The 20,049-nt window shown below is 35.6% G+C and carries 19 protein-coding genes and 4 pseudogenes; 16 read left to right on the top strand and 7 right to left on the bottom strand.

The genetic code is table 11. The features are described 5' to 3' along the window. Position 1 precedes the first annotated feature (1 nt). The 12 genes from secY to R0F62_RS05130 all read left to right on the top strand — a co-directional run bounded on the left by secY (position 2) and on the right by R0F62_RS05130 (position 9,362). Positions 2 to 1,330 (top strand): preprotein translocase subunit SecY, encoded by a 1,329-nt coding sequence (gene secY, locus R0F62_RS05075; RefSeq protein WP_010962747.1) that lies wholly within the window; start codon positions 2 to 4, stop codon positions 1,328 to 1,330. Continuing rightward, entirely contained in the window at positions 1,327 to 1,968 is a 642-nt protein-coding gene (locus R0F62_RS05080; RefSeq protein WP_274978939.1) for an adenylate kinase family protein, read from the top strand. The genes secY and R0F62_RS05080 overlap by 4 nt, the downstream gene beginning before the upstream one ends. A 59-nt stretch (positions 1,969 to 2,027) precedes the next feature. Next, positions 2,028 to 2,396 carry a 30S ribosomal protein S13 gene (rpsM, locus tag R0F62_RS05085; protein WP_010962745.1) on the top strand — a complete coding sequence of 123 codons (369 nt, stop codon included), beginning with the start codon at positions 2,028 to 2,030 and terminating at the stop codon, positions 2,394 to 2,396. Positions 2,397 to 2,420: 24 nt separating this feature from the next. Beyond that, positions 2,421 to 2,807, top strand: a complete 387-nt coding sequence (gene rpsK / locus R0F62_RS05090; protein WP_015589137.1) for a 30S ribosomal protein S11 — start codon at positions 2,421 to 2,423, stop codon at positions 2,805 to 2,807. A 21-nt stretch (positions 2,808 to 2,828) separates the two neighbouring features. Continuing rightward, positions 2,829 to 3,896 carry a DNA-directed RNA polymerase subunit alpha gene (locus tag R0F62_RS05095; protein ID WP_274978938.1) on the top strand — a complete coding sequence of 356 codons (1,068 nt, stop codon included), beginning with the start codon at positions 2,829 to 2,831 and terminating at the stop codon, positions 3,894 to 3,896. A gap of 7 nt (positions 3,897 to 3,903) precedes the next feature. Then, positions 3,904 to 4,332 carry a 50S ribosomal protein L17 gene (gene rplQ, locus R0F62_RS05100; protein ID WP_007550873.1) on the top strand — a complete coding sequence of 143 codons (429 nt, stop codon included), beginning with the start codon at positions 3,904 to 3,906 and terminating at the stop codon, positions 4,330 to 4,332. Positions 4,333 to 4,355: 23 nt separating this feature from the next. After that, positions 4,356 to 4,706 (top strand): YraN family protein, encoded by a 351-nt coding sequence (locus tag R0F62_RS05105; RefSeq protein WP_274978936.1) that lies wholly within the window; start codon positions 4,356 to 4,358, stop codon positions 4,704 to 4,706. Between the two features lie 41 nt (positions 4,707 to 4,747). Continuing rightward, positions 4,748 to 5,308: an ATP synthase F1 subunit delta gene (atpH, locus tag R0F62_RS05110; protein WP_010962742.1), complete on the top strand. Its 561-nt coding sequence runs from the start codon at positions 4,748 to 4,750 to the stop codon at positions 5,306 to 5,308. Next, positions 5,305 to 6,846 carry a F0F1 ATP synthase subunit alpha gene (gene atpA / locus R0F62_RS05115; protein ID WP_038198926.1) on the top strand — a complete coding sequence of 514 codons (1,542 nt, stop codon included), beginning with the start codon at positions 5,305 to 5,307 and terminating at the stop codon, positions 6,844 to 6,846. Before atpH ends, atpA begins: the two co-directional genes overlap by 4 nt. A 9-nt stretch (positions 6,847 to 6,855) precedes the next feature. Further along, the gene (gene greA, locus R0F62_RS05120) at positions 6,856 to 7,350 is read left to right on the top strand and encodes a transcription elongation factor GreA (protein WP_010962740.1); all 495 of its coding nucleotides are present in this window, start codon (positions 6,856 to 6,858) and stop codon (positions 7,348 to 7,350) included. A gap of 6 nt (positions 7,351 to 7,356) precedes the next feature. After that, the gene (ribB, locus tag R0F62_RS05125) at positions 7,357 to 8,010 is read left to right on the top strand and encodes a 3,4-dihydroxy-2-butanone-4-phosphate synthase (RefSeq protein ID WP_038198925.1); all 654 of its coding nucleotides are present in this window, start codon (positions 7,357 to 7,359) and stop codon (positions 8,008 to 8,010) included. Between the two features lie 71 nt (positions 8,011 to 8,081). Beyond that, positions 8,082 to 9,362, top strand: a complete 1,281-nt coding sequence (locus tag R0F62_RS05130) for a M48 family metalloprotease (protein WP_316659999.1) — start codon at positions 8,082 to 8,084, stop codon at positions 9,360 to 9,362. Positions 9,363 to 9,383: 21 nt separating this feature from the next. Here the strand turns inward: R0F62_RS05130 and R0F62_RS05135 are convergent, their stop codons facing one another. Further along, on the bottom strand, positions 9,384 to 9,719 hold the full coding sequence (locus tag R0F62_RS05135) for a TrbC/VirB2 family protein (RefSeq protein ID WP_070356877.1): 336 nt from the start codon (positions 9,717 to 9,719) through the stop codon (positions 9,384 to 9,386). Between the two features lie 95 nt (positions 9,720 to 9,814). Further along, complete coding sequence (fabG, locus tag R0F62_RS05140) at positions 9,815 to 10,549, bottom strand: 3-oxoacyl-[acyl-carrier-protein] reductase (RefSeq protein WP_274978934.1); 735 nt, start codon at positions 10,547 to 10,549, stop codon at positions 9,815 to 9,817. A 265-nt stretch (positions 10,550 to 10,814) separates the two neighbouring features. Here fabG and R0F62_RS05145 point away from each other — a divergent pair, with 265 nt between their 5' ends. Both R0F62_RS05145 and R0F62_RS06820 read left to right on the top strand, forming a co-directional pair. Next, positions 10,815 to 12,335: an HlyD family type I secretion periplasmic adaptor subunit gene (locus R0F62_RS05145; RefSeq protein ID WP_274978933.1), complete on the top strand. Its 1,521-nt coding sequence runs from the start codon at positions 10,815 to 10,817 to the stop codon at positions 12,333 to 12,335. Between the two features lie 142 nt (positions 12,336 to 12,477). Further along, a pseudogene (locus R0F62_RS06820) lies at positions 12,478 to 13,528 on the top strand (IS3 family transposase). Positions 13,529 to 13,551: 23 nt separating this feature from the next. Here R0F62_RS06820 and R0F62_RS05160 read toward each other — a convergent pair. Beyond that, positions 13,552 to 14,384, bottom strand: a protein-coding gene (locus R0F62_RS05160) for an IS5-like element ISWpi1 family transposase (RefSeq protein ID WP_317051349.1) whose coding sequence is annotated in 2 segments (ribosomal slippage) — positions 13,552 to 14,153 and positions 14,153 to 14,384 — 834 coding nt in all. Because the reading frame shifts where the segments join, the coding sequence is not laid out codon by codon here. Positions 14,385 to 14,612: 228 nt separating this feature from the next. On the opposite strand from R0F62_RS05160, the gene R0F62_RS05165 reads away from it, so the two are divergent. After that, positions 14,613 to 16,439, top strand: coding sequence for a hypothetical protein (locus R0F62_RS05165; RefSeq protein WP_317051350.1), 1,827 nt, complete (start codon positions 14,613 to 14,615; stop codon positions 16,437 to 16,439). 91 nt (positions 16,440 to 16,530) lie between these two features. Next, positions 16,531 to 16,950, top strand: a pseudogene (locus R0F62_RS06825) (portal protein); the annotation flags it as partial. Between the two features lie 308 nt (positions 16,951 to 17,258). On the opposite strand, the pseudogene R0F62_RS05170 reads toward R0F62_RS06825, so the two are convergent. The 4 genes and pseudogenes from R0F62_RS05170 to R0F62_RS05190 form a co-directional block, all read right to left on the bottom strand. Then, positions 17,259 to 17,384, bottom strand: a pseudogene (locus R0F62_RS05170) (Rpn family recombination-promoting nuclease/putative transposase); the annotation flags it as partial. A gap of 197 nt (positions 17,385 to 17,581) precedes the next feature. Then, the gene (gene ltrA / locus R0F62_RS05180) at positions 17,582 to 18,928 is read right to left on the bottom strand and encodes a group II intron reverse transcriptase/maturase (protein WP_316659861.1); all 1,347 of its coding nucleotides are present in this window, start codon (positions 18,926 to 18,928) and stop codon (positions 17,582 to 17,584) included. 37 nt (positions 18,929 to 18,965) lie between these two features. Further along, the gene (locus R0F62_RS05185) at positions 18,966 to 19,109 is read right to left on the bottom strand and encodes a hypothetical protein (protein WP_173862902.1); all 144 of its coding nucleotides are present in this window, start codon (positions 19,107 to 19,109) and stop codon (positions 18,966 to 18,968) included. 454 nt (positions 19,110 to 19,563) lie between these two features. Beyond that, positions 19,564 to 19,809, bottom strand: a pseudogene (locus R0F62_RS05190) (PD-(D/E)XK nuclease family transposase); the annotation flags it as partial. Between the last annotated feature and the right edge of the window lie 240 nt (positions 19,810 to 20,049).

Here is a 20,049-nt window from a genome sequence, read left to right on the forward strand (position 1 = left end):
CATGGGCAATAAATCAGCATTTAATAGCTTGGATCCTACGTTGTTATATAAAGGCGATTTATTAAAGCGTATATTTTTTACGCTAATAGCTTTAATTTGCTATCGCTTGGGTACTTATGTGCCTATTCCTGGAATTAATCTTGATGTAATTAATGATATATTTCCCAAAGATGGCTCAGGCGTTTTTGGAGTATTTAATTTATTTTCTGGTGGTGCATTGGCTAGAATGACAATTCTAGCATTGAACGTTATGCCATATATAATGGCTTCTATCATTATTCAGTTACTTTCTTCTGCGATTAAAGGAATGAAGGAAGTTAAGAATGATGGAGAGTCAGGCCGTAGAAAGATGAATTCTTATATACGCTATCTGACCATAGTAATTTGTGTATTTCAATCAATTCCAATTTTGGTTGGATTGGAAGGGATGAATAGGGAAGGGGTATTGGTTGTAATCGAACCTGGTGTTATGTTTCGTACAATAGGTGTTTTCAGCCTTTTAGGTGGAACTATGCTTTTAATATGGCTTGGTGAACGAATCAGCGCTAGCGGTATAGGCAATGGTATCTCATTAATCATTTTCACGGGTATAATATCAGAGTTACACAGCGCTTTGTCATCTTTGTTAACGTTAAATAAAAACGGTAGCGTATCGTTATTTATTATCCTTTTTGTTTTGGTATTGTTTTTTTTGCTGCTACTCTTAGTCATTTTTGTAGAGTCTTCTTATAGAAAGGTTATTGTTCAACATCCTAAAAAGCAATTTAAAAGATTACATAATGACGATTTTACTTATATTCCATTGAAGATTAATTTATCTGGTGTAGTACCAACCATTTTTGCTAATGCAATTTTATTGACACCTATTTCAATTGCAAATTTCTATAAGGGGCACGCTTTTTCTGATTTTATTTTGAATTACTTTATGGCAAATAAAGTAGTATATATTGTAGCCTATTTGGTGCTGATAGTATTTTTTAATTTTTTCTATACCAATTTTATATTTAATCCAGAGGAAAACGCAGATTTTCTTAAAAAAAATGGTGGTTTTATACCTGGTAGAAGGCCTGGGAAACATACTTCTGATTACCTTCAAGATATAGTTTTTAAGTTGACATTCATTGGCTCTGCGTATTTGGTAGTCATATGTACTGTACCTGAAGTTATGAGATATTATTATGATATACCATTTATTTTTGGTGGGACGAGCTTACTGATTATAGTGAACGTTATTACTGATACTATTATGCAAATACAATCTTATATTTTTTCAAATAGGTACGACAACTGGATCAAGAAATATGAGTCTAAAACGAGGAAAGTAAGATGATCATTACGATTTTTGGTCCTCCAGGTTCTGGTAAAGGTACTCAGTCAAGCTTGTTAATAGCAAAATATAATTTAAAATTAATTTCAGTAGGGGATTTATTAAGGAATATTATATCTAGCAGTAGTGAGTTAGGTAAAAAAATAAAGGGTACCGTGGAATCTGGTAATTTAATTCAAGATGAAATTATATGTGGATTATTACGTGACCAGCTTGCATTAGTGGATGATAATTGCTTATTAGATGGTTTTCCGAGAAATTTAAACCAGGCTCATTTTTTGACTCAAGTTTTGCAAGAAAAATATAATAGGGATGTTGGCATTGTAGTTGAGCTGCAGCTTGACGATAATATTGCAATCGATAGGTTAAAAAATCGTCTCGCGTGTTTGGACTGTAAAAGCATATATAGTGTATCTTCTTTTAAGAGTACTACTTGTGCTAAATGTAAAAGTACGAGGTTAGAGAAAAGAATTGATGATGCTGATATGTCTGCAATTAATAAGAGAATAAGTGAATATCACCTTCAAATGAAAGGTTTACGCGAGTATTATAAAGGCAAATTATTAACAATTGACGCTAATTTGAGTGTTGATGAGGTAACGCAAGAGATTGAAAGTAAAATTTCTTGTAATTTGGTTTGACTCTGAGTTGTTTTATGGTATAAATTAAGAGTTGTTATTAATAAAGTATCGAGGTACCAGTGGCACGTATTGCAGGCATAAATATTCCAGTGAGGAAATGTGTTCCTTTTGCATTAACTTATATATATGGTATAGGTATTGCTACTGCGAATGTAATTTGTCACGCTTGCGAAGTTGATAAGCGCAAACGTGTTTCAGAATTACGAGATGAAGATATAGAAAAGATCAGCGGTTTCATTAGACAAAATTATGTTATAGAAGGTGAGCTCAGAAAAGAAGTGGCTATGAACATAAAATCTTTAGTGGAAATGGGATGCTATAGAGGGGTGAGACATAGAAAAGGTTTACCTGTGAGAGGGCAAAGGACTCATACTAATGCTAAGACTCGTAAAGGTAGATCTCGGTTGCCTATTGCTGGGAAAAAATAAAATTTATTATTATTGTGAGTTTTAATGAAAAAAGTCAAAACGGTTAGTAAGAGTAAGAAGGAGTTTATTACTGGTGTTGTCCATATTCGTGCAACTTTTAATAATACTTTTGTAAATGTAACTGATGTTCATGGTAATACGCTATGTCAAACTTCTGTGGGTGCATGTGGTTTTTCAGGTTCGAGAAAATCCACACCTTATGCTGCAGGTAAGGCTGCGGAGTCTGCTGCGAAGAACGCAATGGAGAGATTTGGTATGAAGGTTGTCTCTGTAATAATTCGCGGCCCTGGCTTTGGTACCGAAGCTGCGGTTAAAGCACTTCAGAGCTGTGGGTTGACTGTGACTTCAATTGCAGATAAAACCGCAATTCCTCATAATGGGTGCAGGTTAAGAAAAAAAAGAAGAGTATAGGATATTTGAAAAGGTTGTTTTATGTATTATAATAATGATGTTTCTCTCTGTAGCAATTTAGATAAATTGATTAAACCTAGTTCAGTTAAGGTAATATCAGATGATTCAAGTGAAAAAAGTGATATAGTGCTAGAACCGTTGGAAAGTGGTTTTGCTTTAACATTAGGCAATGCATTAAGACGTGTAATGTTATCTTCTCTTAAAGGTAGTGCTGTTTATGGAATAAAAATTGAAGGTGTAACTCATGAGTTCACTTCAATTCAAGGGGTAAGAGAAGACGTAACTGATATAGTATTAAATATGGGTATGTTGAGGTGTAAATTAAATGGTGCTTCTAATAAATGCTTAAATTTAAACGCTAAAGGGCCTTGCCAGGTATTAGCTGGGATGATAGAAACTGATGATCAATGCTCTATTGTTAATAAAGATTTGTTAATATGTACGCTGGGGCAAAATGTGGAGCTTAACATGACCATATATGTGGCTAGCGGAAAAGGTTATCTTCCTGTAACTAAATATAAAGAAAATGAACTTTTGAAGCTTATGAGTGAGCAGGATTTAATTGGTTTTATTCCAGTTAATGCTTTGTATAGCCCTGTCAACAGGGTTTCGTACAGGGTAGAGAACAGTCGTGTTGGCCAAGTGACTGATAAGGATAAGCTGATATTGTCAATTGAAACTGATGGTACAATTTCTCCGAGTCAAGCTGTTGACTCTGCTGCAAGAATATTACAGGAGCAACTTCAGCCCTTTATTAGTTCTGATGTAAGTTATAAAAAATCGCAGGTTTCTTCGTCTAGTGATGCTAAAGATTTGGGTTATGACCCTGTCTTATTGCGTAAGGTAGATGAAATGGAATTATCTGTCAGGTCTCATAACTGTCTGAAAAACGAAAACATCACTTATATAGGCGATCTTGTACAAAAGACAGAAGGTGAAATGTTAAGAACTGCTAATTTTGGCAGAAAGTCTTTGAATGAGATTAAGGCAGTTTTGACTAATTTTGGCTTGTCTTTGGGTATGAATGTGCTAAACTGGCCACCTAAGGATATAGATGAGTTGGCTAAACAACATACTGATGAAGATTAGGTGATATATGAAACATGGAATAAAAAAACGTAAACTATCTCGTTGTACTGAACATAGATTATCGACGTTAAAGAATCTATCTATCTCATTAATTAACCATGAGCAGATTGTAACTACTTTACCAAAAGCTAAGGAACTTCGTCCATATGTCGAAAAGTTTATTACAATTGCTAAGAATAAGAATACTTTACATGGTAGAAGACTTTTGCTTTCACGCCTTCATAATAGTAAGTTAGCAGTTGATAAGTTATTAAACGTCTTAGCCAGCCGTTATCAAGATCGTAAAGGTGGGTATTCTAGAATAATAAAATTTAGCACTCGAAAGGGTGATTGCGCTTCAATGGCAGTGATAGAACTGGTTGATAGGGATATTGCAGCAAGAGGTAAGGTTTATAGTAAAAATAAAGAAGGAGGCAAAGTAGTTACACAAAGTTAATTGTTATCATAATTGTTCTTCTTGTGGTAAGTAGGTTACGCTACTTTGTAGGTTACTTTGGCGAGTTATTAGTTTTAGTATATTTAAAACTGAAATGGTATAATGTTATAAAACGCCGTTACCGTTGTAAGTTCGGTGAAATTGACTTAATTGTATCTAAAAAAAAGGAGCTGATTTTTATAGAAGTTAAAACAAGTTTACTTGGAAAAGAAATACCGATATCTCATCTTCAATGTCAGTCTATTATAAATTCTTCTAAGTATTTCTTAAGTAAAAACCTTAGTTTTTTAGATTATTCAGTCAGATATGATTTATATTTTCTTTCCTTAAAGAGAAGATCTGTTTATATAAAAAATGCTTGGATTGAAGAATGAAAGATTTGTAGCTGAATTAATTTAGATTTACTGGATTTAATATGAAAAAGACCCAATACAATAATTTAGTTTCATCTTACGCTAGAGTGCTATTTCATGTCTCAGGAAGCAGGTTAGGTATTATAAGGAAAGAAGTAGAATTTTTGTTGGCTTTTTTTAAGGATCAACGTGATGTTTTTGTGTACCTATCTCATCCTATGATTTCTTTTGCACACAAAAAAGAAGTGATGCTTTCTATAAATGAGCACTTGAGTGAGAATTTAGTAAAATTTATTATGGTTATATTTGCAAATAAACGCTCTAGTTTATTGATCCTTATATTAGAAAAATTCTTAAGTCTTGCAAGAGAAAATGAAAATGAATTCGAAATTACTATAAAGTCAGCAGAAACTTTAAAGGAATCTGATATAAAAATAATTACTGAATCTTTGAGCTTTCTTGGTAAAATAATAAAAGTAAGCAATGTGGTTGACCCTTCTATACTAGGTGGCTTCGTAGTTAGGTATGGTTTTAATTTGATCGATGCTTCGCTAAAAAGTTACTTGGATAGGTTAGTTGACTTAAGTAAAATGGAAATATTAAAAGTAAGGAATTTTGTATGAAGAACAGTATGAATGTTTCTGAGATAGCAAGTATAATAAGAGAAAAGGTTGAGACGTTTGATAATCCTATAAAGCGGGAAAATATAGGTGAAGTAATTTCAGTAACAGATGGTATCGCATTGGTTTATGGGCTGGAAAAAGCAAAATTCGGTGAAAAGGTATTTTTTGCAAGTGGTGTAGAAGGAATAGTTCTCGATTTAGATCATAATACGGCTGGAATAGTTGTGCTTGGTAATGACCGTGATGTGAAAGAAGGGGACGTTGTAAAATGTAGTGGTGATGTTGTGCAGGTGCCTGTAGGGCATGAATTGTTAGGGAGAGTTGTAAATGCGTTGGGCCATCCTATGGACGACGGTGGGGAAATTAGAGCCAAAAACAGAATGGATATAGAATCTAAAGCGCCAGGCATTATTGATCGTAAGTCTGTGCATGAGCCACTGCAAACAGGAATTAAAATTATAGATTTGCTAATTCCAATAGGTAGAGGGCAGCGTGAATTAATTATTGGTGATAGACAAATTGGTAAAACTACTATTGCGCTTGATACTATTATCAATCAGAAGAAGATTAACGATGAGGTAAACGAAAATCAAAAAGTTTACTGTGTTTATGTTGCTATTGGGCAAAAAATTTCAACAGTAGCAAAAGTGGTAAATAAGCTGAAAGAAAGCGGAGCATTAGAGTATACAACTGTAGTTGTGGCTAGTGCATCTGACTGCGCGCCTATGCAATTTTTAGCACCTTATGCTGGTTGCACTATTGGGGAATTTTTCCGTGACAATGGAATGCATTGTTTGATTATATATGATGATTTATCTAAGCATGCTGTGGCATATAGGCAGATGTCTTTATTGCTCAGACGTCCTCCTGGTCGTGAAGCTTACCCTGGAGATATATTCTATGTACATTCTCGCTTGCTTGAAAGAGCTGCTAAAATGTCTGATAAAAAAGGGCAGGGTTCTTTAACTGCTTTGCCAATTGTCGAAACTCAAGCTGGTGATGTATCCGCATATGTGCCAACAAATGTTATTTCAATTACCGATGGGCAGATCTTTCTTGAGTCTGAATTATTTTATAAAGGATTTCGACCTGCAGTAAATATAGGTTTGTCGGTTTCACGGGTTGGTTCTGCTGCACAATTAAAGTCTGTGAAAAAAGTTGCTGGTTCTATAAAGCTAAGCTTAGCTCAGTATAGAGAATTAGAAGATTTTGCAAAATTTGGTTCTGATCTTGATGCTAGTGTTCAATTATCCTTGAATAAGGGTAAATATCTTGTTGAGTTATTAAAGCAAAAACAACATTTACCTATGTCAATAGAAGAGCAAGTAGTGCTGATGTATATTTTTTCTAACCTGTATAATCAGTTAAGTAAAATACAAATAAGTAACGTTAATAAATTTGAACATGATCTTGTTAATTATTTTCGTACTGTACACCCTGGGGTTTTAAAAAAGTTGTCAAATGACATGAATGGTGATATAAAAGGTGATATTTTTAATATTGTGAGTAATTTTGTTACTCAATTTAATTGCGTTTAGGTGGTAATTATGGCTTCATCTATTATTAATAAATTTCCTATGACGAGGGAAGGTTTTGAGAATATGCAAGCCGAACTTGAAAAATTAAAGGAAGAAAAGCCTTCTGTTATACAAGCTATTTCTGATGCTCGTGATCAAGGTGATTTGTCTGAAAACGCAGAGTATCATGCTGCACGGGAAAGGTTAGGTTTTATTGAAGGCCGTATAATGGAGATAGAAAGTAAGCTCTCACATGCGGAAGTAATAGAAGTAAAAAATTTGTCTGGTGATTCAGTAATATTTGGTGCAACTGTGACATTAAGAATGTTAAGTGATAATAACGGTGAAGTGGAATATGTTTATAAGGTTGTAGGCGAATATGAAGCTGATGTTTCAAAGCAGTTAATATCTACTAGTTCACCACTCGGGAGTGCCTTAATCGGCAAAAAAGTCGGTGAGTATGTGGAAGTGACAGTGCCAAATGGAGAGAAATTGTATAAAATAGTTAAGATTGAATTTAAGTAAATTATTATGGTACAGGCCACTTATGCTTCAATGAGTCTACCCGGTATTTCTTCTGTGGAAGATGTATTAGAGGATGCTCGTTCCGGTAAATTGTTCATTTTAGTTGATGATGAAAGTAGAGAGAATGAAGGTGATTTGGTTGTCTTAGCTGAAAAAGTAAAACCAGAACATATGGCTTTTATGGTTAGATACGGTACTGGTATTGTATTTTTAGCTATGACAAAGCTTCATATGAGTAAACTAAATCTTGAGTTTATGAGGAAGAGCAATGTAGATGAAAAGCTTACTCCTCATACTGCATTTACTACGTCAATTGATGCGCGTTATGGCATTACAACAGGTGTTTCTGCTCATGATAGAACGCATACGATACTTACTGCCATTGATGAAAAGAGTACTAAGGACGATATTATTACTCCAGGGCATGTTTTCCCTATTATTGCAAATGAAGGCGGGGTTTTAGCACGCAATGGTCACACTGAAGCAAGTGTTGAAATAGCAAAGTTGGTTGGTCTTAATCATGCAGCTGTAGGGTGTGAATTAGTGAATGATGATGGCTCTATGATGCGCTTACCTCAGTTGCTTAAATTTGCTGAACAACATAAAATTAAGTTAACTACCATCGACAAACTTATCAGTTACGTTAAAAAATTAAACTAGCGTTTATAAATTTGTATAATTTAAGTGTTAAAATATAAAATTCCTGTAAATTATACAAGCACAGAATTTTCATGTTTAGAATTGCTAAGTTTTTGACCTTATTGTTCTTTTTTGCATATTATAATAATGCTTACTCTATTAACATTATTAGAGATAGTGAGGTGGAAGCAATAGTGAAAGAGCTAGCGCAACCTTTATTTTCTGCTGCAGATATTGATCATGATCAAGTGAAAGTTTTTGTAATTAATGACAGTTCGATTAATGCTTTTGTAATTAACAATAACAGTATCTTCATTCATTTAGGGCTTTTACGATATTCGGCTAAACCTTATGTCTTGCTTGGTATATTAGCACATGAGATTGCTCACATATCTGCTGGTCATATATTGCAAATGAGTAGTGCTATGGGTTATTTTCAATCGATAGCAATGATTAGTTATATGGTAGGATTAGTTTCTAGTATTATCATTAACCCTCAGGTTGCTGGTGCAACTTTGCTTAGTGGTGTAGCACTCAGTTCAAGGCTATTTTTTAACTATTCTCAAGAGCAAGAAAGTGTAGCAGATAGCTATGCTTTAAGGTACCTTGATGAATCTGGCTATGATAATTCAGGTATGAAAGAGATTTTTGATTATTTTAAAAGTATTGAGCATGAGAATACCGAGGAATATTTCCGTACTCACCCACTTAGTGAGAAACGTATATTTGCTGTACAGAATTATAAGGTCAAAAACAACGTAAAACCAATTTTTGCGGATAAGTTACTAAAGTTTGAGCGTGTGGTTGCAAAGCTAGACTCTTTCTTTGCTCCTATTCATGTGTTATCTAATAAATATGAAGATAATTCTGAGTATGTAAATGCTATAGTTTGCTATAGGCAAGGAAAGATAGAGGAGGCTATTGCTAAAGTTAATTCATTGATTCAAGAGTCACGCAATGACCCATACCTATATGAATTAAAAGCAGAAATGCTATACAAGGCTGGAAATTTAAGTGAAGCAATAAAAATGTATGAGGAATCGCTTAGGTATTTATCTGAGAAAAACAGTTATTTAGTGAAACTTGCATTATCTCATACTTTATTATTACACGGTGATGCAAAAAAGGCAATTTTTTACCTGGAGCAGATTTTGAATGTAGAACCAAATAACGCTTTTGTCTGGAAATATTTAAGCGTTGCATATAAATGTGACGCTGATACGGCAATGCATTATTTTGCTTTGACAAAAAAGGCTTGTATTGAAGGTGATTTAAAGCAATTTACAAAATATGCTGAGCTAGCTGTTAAAACTTTACCAAAAGATAGCCCTTATTTGTTGCAAGTTGAAGATATGAAGCGATTTAATGGATAACAAAAAAGCATTTCTGTACTTTTATGGGTTTCTCTTTCCACAATTTTCCAACATAGCTTTTGCTTCATCGCTTACATTGGGCATAATTTTCGTTATGATAGTTTTAGCGCCAAAAAATACACCACAGAACATGCCAAGAGCAAAGAGGGCTGGCCACGGCATCCTGCCAAATATTGCAAGCAAAGCTGCACCAATTATTACTACCGTCATAAGTGGACCGCCTATCCCCCAAACATAACCAATAATATTGCATATTACTTTAGTTGTGTCATCCATATCAGGGTCAGCTGCATAACCTGAGAAAGAGAAAAGCAATACTACGCAAAAAACACTAAAAAATTCCATTATAGAGCTCATTTTTTTGCCTCTAAATAATAAATTAACGTAAACCTACACCTACACATATTTTTATTTTAAAGTAAAAATTATAATTTGTCCATACATAAGTGTTGCTACATAAATAACCCACCATTAATGTTAAGCACATGCCCTGTTATATATTTTGCTTCATCACTTGCTAAAAATAAGACCCCTGCTGCTATTTCTTCCCCTGTTCCCATTCTTTTCATTGGAATATTATCTAATATTTTTCCCTTTTGCACTTCATTTAAAACTTCAGTCATTTTAGTATCTATAAACCCAGGAGCAATACAATTTACTGTTATATTACGACTTGCAACTTCTTTTGCTATAGATTTGCTCATAGCTATTATTCCAGCTTTAGACGCTGCATAATTTGCTTGCCCGGCGTTTCCTGTCCGCCCTATTATTGAGGAAATATTTATAATTCTTCCCCAATTATTCTTAATTAGTTTCCTGCATGCTTCTCTACTCAGCTTAAATGTAGAACTCAAGTTAATATCAATTACTTTTTGCCATGTTTCATCTGTCATTCTCAATAATAAACTGTCTTGCGTAATGCCCGCGTTGCATACAAGCCCGTCAAAGCCTTCCATCAACTCACTTGCTCTGTTTACTAGTTGATTTACTTCCTCAGCATTTGATAAATCACAAGGGAGTACGTGCATATTTTTTTCATATTGTTTAGCAACTTCTTCGAGCACTTCTTTTTTTGTGCCAGAAACACATAAAGTTGCTCCGGCTTTGTGCATAATTTTTACAATTGCTTGCCCTATTCCGCCTGATGCACCAGTAATCAGGAACTTTCTGCTTTCCAATCCAAACATAATAACTTTATATTATCTTAATTCCTAACAGAATATTGACTAGTTGGCAATAGATTTCTTACATAATATAAGTAACTCAGATATTCACAAAATAAAGGAAAAGTTATAATAAAGTTAAACGTCAAAAAATTTTAAAAACATAGTTATGCAGGAATTGTTACTAAATAGTTTATTCTGGTGCTCTACAGTCTAAATGGAATGCTTAAATTATAGATTCTTTGTTTTTGTGTGTTATCTTGAGTTAACACAAATTCACAGTAGTATTATGATCAGTAAGTTAAAAAAGCTTAGCACTGGATTTTCTTTGACAGGCTTGATTGGCCATAGTGATAATATAAATATGCAAGGAGCAAAAAATAAAAAGAAGAAGTACCCAAAATTTTTGGATAAGACGTTCGCATTGATTGATGCGATGATAAATTTTATTTTAAAACGTGAAAGTAATAACGTAAATGAAGTTCTGAGAGTAACATGGGGACCACTATTTTTTGGTCTGGTAGTAATACTTATCTTTTTTGGGATAGGTGGTATTTGGTCGGCTATAGCTCCAATTGACGGTGCGGTGCATGCAAGTGGAGAAGTTATTGTATCTTCAAATAGGAAAATAGTTCAACACTTGGGTGGAGGAATAATAAGCAAAATTTTAGTCAAAGAGAGCCAAGCAGTTAAAAAAGATGAGCCTCTAGTTTTGTTGAGTGATGTTAACGAGAAGGCGAATTTAAGTATTATCAAAGAGAAGCTCTTATCATTTTTAGCAACAGAAGCAAGGCTTCTTGCAATCAGAGTAGATTTGGACACGCTCGAGTTTCCTGATGAGGTTAAAAAATTATCTCACGATGAACTTGTAAATAAAGCGATAAAGAATCAAGTAAAGTTGTTCAACTCTCAGAGAAAGAGCATATTGGGAAAAACAGACATACTGCAACAACGTATAAAGCAGTTAAATGATGAATTAGCGGGGCTAAACTTTCAACTAAATGCAGCTCATAAGCAATATGACTTGATAACTGAGGAGTTGGAAACAAAAAGACAATTACTTGATAGTGGCCATATAAGCAAACCACACATTTTAGCTTTAGAAAAGCAGTTTGCTGAAATTGAAGGCAGAGTTGGACATTACCGTTCTGCAATATCTCAAGTGCAGCAAAAAATTGGAGAGAACGAATTAGAAATTATAAACGTGAGAAACGATTCTCAAGAAAGAGCAAACGCTGAACTTAAGGAAGTTAGTACGTCTATTGCAGACTTGAAAGAGAGGCTGATGGTTGCTGAAGATTCATTAGCACGTACAATAATTAAATCGCCTCAAGATGGGATAGTCACAGATATAAGATACCATACTGAAGGTGGTGTTATACAATCTGGAGTTCCGATCATGAGCGTAGTGCCATCGGATGATGACCTAATAATAGATGCTAAAATTCAGACCAGAAACATAGAAGAGGTACTGTCGGCACAAAAGAAAGATAGCAACATAGTCTCTATTGATGGGCTAGAAGGGCTAAAGGTTAAAGTCCGGTTAAGTGCTTACAGTGCACGTCGTTTAAGTTTAATTAGTGGTATAGTAAGCCATATTTCTCCTGACGCTCTTGATGATCCAAGACTAGGGCGTTATTATTCAGTACGTGTAGTGATACCAAAACCAGAGCTTGCTCAGTTTAAAAACGTATACCTATACCCTGGTATGCCAGCAGAAGTGTACATAGTTACTCAATCTCGTACTCTTTTATCATTCTTGTTTGCGCCTATAATTGCAACAGTCGATAGGTCTTTTATAGAAAGGTAGCTCACTCGTTAAAGTAGTAGTGAAAGTGCCGTAATAAAATTTAGGTACATAATTAGACAATAGGCTTCTTGACCTTACCCAGAAAAAGTGGAGAGAAAGAAAGGAGTTTTTTCGGGTAAAATAAAATTTTGGAGGATTAGAAATGGCAAGAGAATATACGGCAGAATTCAAATTGGAAGCTGTTAAGCTGGCAAATGAACAAAGAAAGGTAGGTCAACCAGTTGCAAAAGTAGCAAGAGATCTAGGAATAAGGGATAGTGTATTAGGAAAATGGATGAAGAAATATAACGAAAAAAAGTCAGCGGCAAATGCATTTCCAGATGTAGCACCTTATGACAAAGAGAGATTTGATTTACAGAAAGAGTTAGCAAAAGTAACAAGAGAAAGAGACATTTTAAAAAAAGCCCTGGCCAGTCAAAAAGAGTAAAATATTTTTTCATAAAAGAGCATAGTAAACACTATAAAGTGCAGGAATTATGTAGGGTTTTCTGCTAGTGGCTACTATAAGTGGACTACAAGGAAAATAAGCAGTAGAGAATCAGCAAATAAAGAGTTATTAGCAGATATTCAAAAAATATATCAAGCTTCTAAATGTAGATATGGAGCTCCTAAAATTCATGCTGAATTAAAGGCTTTGGGTAAAAGTTGCAACTTAAAAACAGTGCAAAGTATTATGCAGAAAAATGGTATTCAGGCTATATTGAGAAGAAAATTTAAAATTAAGAAACAACAAACGGACAGTAGCTCCCAATATATTAGACCAAAACTTTATTGTCGATCAACCAAATAAAGTATGGGATTACTTATATAAAAACCAAAGAAGGATGGCTATATTTGGCAACAATAATCGATCTATATTCACGCATGGTAGTTAATGAGCAGTTCAATAAATAAACAATTGGTTATGGACTCTTTATTAATGGCCGTTAACAAGCGTAAACCTGCCAAAAATCTACTATTACATAGTGATCAAGGTTCACAATATACTTCGCAAGGTTATCAATATCTCTTATCCATAAAAAACATAGATGAGTTATAAAGGTTGTTGTTACGACAATTCTGTTGTGGAAAGCTTCTTCAGTTCTCTAAAAAGGGAGTTACCAATAGACACCTCTCGGCACTCTAAACAGCATATCAAAACTGCTATATTTGAATATATAGAAATTTTTTATAACAAACAACGTCACTATTAGAGGTTGTCCGGAAACTAGTAAATTCAAGCATATTCCCTCTTTAACATAACCCTACTCATAGCTAGGTATATGAAATTCTCAGTGGATGTTGTGAGTAAATCATACTCCTTCGATAGCCTTCTATTCCTATTAACCCAAGCAAAAGTCCTTTCTACAACCCATCTTCTTGGCTGTACTTTAAACCCTTGTTCTCTTGTTGGTAGTAGCTCAGGTGGCGTATCTTTGTGCACCCAAAATCTACATGGAGGCCTTTTAACAATTTCAATATCTATGTCATATTCTTCCTTTATGTGATTCTTTAAATTTCTTCCTTGGTATCCCATGTCAGCCCACATTTTTTTAACTTTAGTATATTTTGTTCTCATATTGTTTAATGCTATTTTCATACCATCTCTATCATTTTCGTTAGCAGCGCCTACGTAACAACCTAGTATAAAACCCTGAGTGTCTGTAATTATATGCCTTTTTCTACCCTTTACTTTTTTTACTTCCATCATAGCCTTTGATCCCCCCTTTTCTGTAGTCTTTACAGATTGACTATCTACTATACAGGCACTCGGCTGCTCATTCCTTCCTATTTTTCTTCTACTATATTTTGTAATTTCATAATTCATTTTCTCAAAATTCCCTGCTTCTTCCATTGCCTGAACTGCTCATACACAGTCTTCCATAGCGGAAAATCATTTGGTAAATACCGCCATTGACACCCTGTACGCAATACATAGAAAATTGCTTCTAATATTTCTCTTTTGCTATACTTTGGCGGCCTTCCTCCTTTCTTGTATGATACTCTGAAGTGTTTTTCTATTCTTGCCCATTCCCTTTCGCTTAGATCTGTTGGATACTTTTTTCTCATCTTTACCCCGTACTAAAATTTCAGATATTATAGCCTTTTACTTGTTTCCGGACAACCTCTAATACTTAAATTAGGCTTAGGACTTTGTGATGAGATTGATGGTGGTGAGCTGAAGCATCTAGTCTTTGCTCAGGATAAGTTAAAAAGTGATAACAACTTATCAAGAAGCCAAGAAATGGTCGATGGTATTGTTGATGAGTATAGGGGAGACTTTGAAGGTAGTGGAAGATGTTAGGGTTACTTAGTGGTCTTGGTAAAGGAGCGCTCGAGGGTAAATATGAGCAAAGACTTTTGGAACGAAAACGCTTTGAGGAATTCCAAAAGCAACACATGGAACAACAACTTAAAGCTCAGGAGTTATTACCTGATGAAAAAGAGTACATTTCAAATGTACCAAGATATCAAAGAGCGATAGATTTAGCTTATGAGAAGCTGGGTGCTGCGGAAGGTGCTTTGCCTGATTCTAGATTTTCCAGGCTACTCTATGGTGATAAAATTAATTCAGTTATGGATCTTTTTAGAGATGAATCTAAAGTCAATGCTCGCAATGAGTTTGGCCGTTACCTAGAAGGCGAGCTTTTACCTGCAATTATGCAGATTGAGGGTTTGCCTATAAATAAGTATTCAGTGGAGGCTTTCAAAGAAAAGTTCGATGTCAATAAACTCTCAGCCAAGAGTTGGAGGAAGTTTTTTGATGAAACGAGGGAAAAGCTTGATGCCCGTGCTGGGGATATTCAGAAGAAAATTAGAGGGCTAAATGAGACACAGCTTGGTCAGCTAATGCAAGATCCACAGATACAGGCAACCGTGAAGGAAGAAGCTACGAGAAAACTTGATAGTCAGATTGAAGGCTTAAGTGATGATGAACTTGATACTTTAATTAAGTTTTCAGGTAATCCTGAGATTATTAATGAACCACCGGAGATAAAGAAAAACTTTTTTCGAGAACTGGGGTTACAGATGATAGCGGATATTCCGGCTGTTGCAATAGGAGCTACGCTTGGGGCACCTTTAGGACCTATTGGGATGTTTATAGGAGGCAGTCTTGGAGGTTTGGTAGGAGCATATGCTGGAACTGCTGCTGAAAGAGGAATGGCAGGTGATCCAAATGCGCTCTCTAATGCGTTTACTGATACAAAAGAAGATGCAGCTTTGATTCTCGTAGCTCATGGGCTGGGTAATGTGGTAGCTAAAGGTGGAAAAGCAGTAACAGGTCTGTTTAAACAGGGTAGAGAACCTGTACGCAATGTAGTTAGTCGTGGTTTTGATACTGCAATAAAAGACGTACCAGATATTAAAGTAAATGATGTAGGAAAGTTCTTAAAGAGTGCTACTAAGGAAACTAACAATCCTTTTCAAAGAATTGTTGCTAAGGATTTAGCAAAGAAGTTTTCTAGTAAAGATGGAAATTATACATCCAAAGAATTTGCCGATATATTATCAGGACTCAGGGAATCTTCTCGAAATTTAGCCAAAAAATATGATGTACCAGAAAATCAGATCAGAGATGTTGTAAGCAAACTAGAAGAACACTTTTTACCGCTGCGTGCCAATGTCAGTAAAACAATGGGGCTACTAAGCGGTGCGAGTAGTGCCTTAGAGAAAGGGAACGTTAGAAAAGTAGCTGAAGTATTTGGTGAATTACCTGAAAAGATTGCTATTGACAACGGAGTATTTACTAAGGACCAAGTAATTAGAGGTTTTTTGTTAGAAAATGCTGACGCTATTAGAAATAAGTTTATAGCACCTGTTGCTTCAGAAAAATTGACAGAGTTTGCTAATAAAACAGGATGGTTTGGTCATTTATCTGGAGGAGCTATAAAAGAAGTCTTAGCACAAATAGGTCTCAATGGATTTGCAGATGGCAAAATTGCTAAGTTATTTGCCCAATATTCTTTTGGTTCTGCCAAAGATCCAGTAACACGAGAACTACTATCTGCTTTGCAAGGCAAGATTATCGAAGAACAAAGTGGTTTCATCTTAGAAATGCTTAAAAAAGCAGCTATGAGTGGTGGTAAAGTAGCTCTTCGTGGACGGGTAAAAGGAAATGACTAAGCTAGAGTACTTAATGAGACTGCGCAATAGTTGGTTTGATTATTGGAGTCAAAATATCGAGCAGGCACGGCGGCAGCATAAGTTCGTGATCATGGGGCAGCAATATACTGAAAATGAACAGCGAGAGCTGCTAAATATTGGTGCAGAACCGATAGTTTTCAACGTCACATTTGCGATGGCTGAGAAGATTTTAAACACTGTACGCGGCAAAAGGTATGACTTGGAGCTTAAGGTTAATGGTGAGAGCAAAGATCCGGAGATTATGCAATTGATGCATAATCATATCACGGATCTGATCTTTAGTCAAGATCACTATGTGGAATATAGCAAAGCATTAAAAGAAGCAATAATAGGAGGATATTCTGCGCTTTATGTTGGTTTTGGTTACAATAACGAAGATATCGAAGATGATGAATTGACCTTTAAAATCAGGGCAATAAACGGTACTGAAAGTTTCTTCTTCGATCCACATAGTAATGAGCCACATAAGGGTGATGGACGTTACTGTGGTATTATTCATCGCTTATATAAAACTAGCTTGGAAAAAATGGGTTTTTCCCCTGCTAAAATTGCAAAGCTGGAATTTAAAGATAAAGATACTGTTCCTTATATTGAAGTTACTGATTTGTATTTAAAAAAAGATGGTGGCATAACTTTTTATCGCTTTACGAATGAAGAGATTCTTGAAACTAAGGAATTATATGGTCACAGACATTTGCCACTGGTATTTCATGGTGGCTGCTCTCATTATATTGATAATCATGAGGTAACAAGACCGCTGGGTGTTATGTGTCATTATGCACAGAAAACCTATAATCATTGGTTAGGTAAGGAAGTAGTATTGCTACTACTCCCTCCCTTAGAAACGCAGCATGCAGGTTTCCCCACACTACGCTTGAGCCCCTTATCTAAGTCCTTCTTTTCTCGAACCGGCTTGTCCTTCATGATTCCTCAGAAAACATCATTCTTAATGGTGACACCAACAGTAGAGAACCTTCTCTTGAGAAAGAGCTTGCTAACATTTTTGTTTGTTTCACTCTTTCATCAAAATACTTTTTCCATTTTAAGTCAAGTGGATTTGCATCCGCCCTGATTTTAACATGTCGTCTGATAGGTATATCAATCAACCTAAGCAGTCTTAATTACCTTATCTCTTTCGGTTTGTTCTTGCATATGGGTGCAGCAAAGACCCATTGGCGTTGTTTCATTACCTTGAAGTAACGATTCTTTATCCAACGTAATCCTTTACGAGGATGTCTTTTCTTTGCCCATTTCCATAGAGCACACATAATTTCATGGTCTATTTTGTTAAAAGCTCTTTTCGCACACACATGGCTGTAGTAATTTCCCCATCCCCTTAATAGGGAATTGAGCAACTTGATTAGTACGGCCTGAGTGTTCGCTATGTTTGCCTTTATCAATGTACGTGCTTTATTAAGAAGTTTCTTAATACTTTCTTTTGAAGGTTTTATAATTAACTTCTTATTATACCTGCGTACATTACAACCAAGAAAGTCAAACCCTGTTGTAATAGATGTAATTTTTGTTTTCTCTTCGGAAAGGATAAGACCTCTCTCCTGAAGAAAGGACGATACTAGAGGTTTTACTTCATTTTCCAGTACTTCACGTGTGATTCCTGAAATGATAAAGTCATCTGCGTACCTGATTACATTTACTCCACTTCTGATTTTGCTTCTTCTTTTACTGCCAAGTTTACCAAATTGACTTTCCAATGATTTTTCAAGTCCATTTAGGGCTAGATTTGCTAGTATTGGAGAGATGATACTACCTTGTGGGGTACCTGCAGTTGTGGAATACAGAGTTTTTGATTCTAGGAAGCCAGCTTTTAACCAGCTATGAAGAATTTTCTTCTCCATAGGAATATGCTTCATGAGCCATTCATGGTTAATGTTATCAAAACACCCTTTAATATCACCTTTGAGTATCCATTGTAGTTGGTTACGGCTTGCCAGTAACAAGTGACAAGCCACAGTAGCGTCTGCGCAGGATCTTTTTGGTCTCAAACCATAAGAGTGACGATCACTGATCGTTTCAGCTATCGGTTCCAAAGCAAACAAGTATAATGCTTGCATGGCTCTATCTTTTATCGTAGGGATTCCAAGAGGTCTTCTTTTGCCATTAGACTTACTGATGTATATCCGTTTTAGCGGAGAAGGTTTGTATCCTCTTTGTTTTAATAGCTTTATTCCTTGAAATTTTGTGTTGCAAGTTGACCATATTTGACGATCTACACCTGCTGTGTTTTTTCCTTGGTTTTCAGTTACTCTCTTAACCGCCAAAGCTTTGCCGCTAAAAGAGCGTGTGAGAAGGTGTTGTAAAGTTTTCACCTTACCCCATCTGCCTTGTTGGACAGCCTTAACAATACGCCTCTGTAGCCTCATAACAACTTTTTGGCATTTCTTCCAGGGTAACTGGTTCCATGCTTCGGAGTTATTGGTAGGTGCACTTACAGTTGTACTTGTAATCATCTGCTTTCCTACCTTAAGTGGTTAACAAAGTTTCTTGTCATGAGGGACCAAATGGAAGTCTGCTCGTTTTCACGCGAATTAATGTTACAAATTCTATCCATTTCGTTACAAAATGGCATTCGCTTTCTCCATTATCCTTTACCTGCACATCCATCAGCATTCCTTGCGGGTTGCCTGCCATATAGGCGAAAATACAGGCTTATCCTGTTCCTTTTGTCATACAATAGTGGGTTAGGTGGCTTCTCTATACCGGTGGAATTATTATTTGCGTACCTCCAGAAATGAAAAATGTAACTCATCCACATTACCTTTTGGTCGGAGCTTATCAGCATCTTTAGCTCTTTAATCGTTACGATACTTATGAAGCTTCACTTACGTTCACCATACCACTAAGCCTAGCCCTCCAACCACATGATGCTTGTAGTTTATGCTTTCTCTCACGATTGAGCATCTTCTTTATCAAGAGGAGGTTCATTGTCCGCGTCGCTCGGCACCAACTGGTTACCCAATTCGCACTGATGCGTAGACTCAGATGGCAAAACATCTGGTTCAATAAGCTTTAGAATCCTTTCAGTTTCTTTCTGAATGAATTCCTCTCCTTTTAAACAATATGACCGAAGGCTTTCAGGTCGCACCATCTCAATTATATACCTGTTCCCACTAGAATCTCTGCAAAGAACATCAACAATGCTTTGTTTATCAGAAGCAATTTCAGGGTCCATAATGGTGCTTAAGAATTCTACTTCTTGTATAGTGTTGACTTCAGTACATCCTAAAATATCGTTTAAAAAATGGATAAGAATATTCTTATTTTTTTCAGTGCCAAAGATTTTCTTAAATGTTAAATCTAACTTTGGATCGAGAAATTTAGAAAGAGCCATAGTAAAAATACTGAGAAAAGATTAATAATTATACACTATTATTAACAACTATTCAACCATATTTTTAAGTATAGCTATACCGCCGCGGCGCTAACACGTAGCGGGATGACGAGGTTATCGTCACGCTGCCACGAACCGTCATACCGCCGCGGCGCTAACAAGAGATCCCGCTAACACGTAGCGGGATGACGAGCTTATCGTCACGCCGCCACGAACCGTCATACCGCCGCGGTATCTCTT

Source organism: Wolbachia endosymbiont of Drosophila aff. chauvacae BK-2020, from assembly GCF_032848195.1.
Taxonomy (GTDB): Bacteria; Pseudomonadota; Alphaproteobacteria; order Rickettsiales; family Anaplasmataceae; genus Wolbachia; species Wolbachia pipientis.